This window comes from Actinomadura napierensis (genome assembly GCF_039529375.1).
Lineage (GTDB): Bacteria > Actinomycetota > Actinomycetes > Streptosporangiales > Streptosporangiaceae > Spirillospora > Spirillospora napierensis.
The window spans coordinates 1-275 of sequence record NZ_BAAAMR010000440.1; the positions used below are offsets into that span (position 1 = coordinate 1).

Consider the following 275-nt stretch of genomic DNA (forward strand, 5'->3'; position numbering starts at 1 on the left):
CTTTATCTCCTTAATCCTGTTCTTTCGCTGCAATTGGGTTTACTTCTATCCCCAACTCTTTAAAGACTTCTTCAGCCATATGCATTGCAGCGTTTGCAGCAGGTAAACCCGCATAGAGTGAACTGTGTAAGATCAGCTCTTTTAAATCTTCTTTAGTTACACCGTTGTTGAAACAAGCACGTAAATGCATGCGTAGTTCATCTTCGCGGCCCAGTGCCAATAAAATTGCGATAGTCACTAAACTACGGGTATGTAGTGGTAAGCCTGGACGAGAC

1 protein-coding gene is annotated in these 275 nt (G+C 42.9%); it reads right to left on the minus strand.

What is annotated here, in order from left to right:
* Positions 1–10: 10 nt before the first annotated feature.
* Positions 11–275: carboxymuconolactone decarboxylase family protein (locus ABD296_RS50375; RefSeq protein WP_344285882.1), on the minus strand; the 265-nt coding region annotated here is incomplete at its 5' end.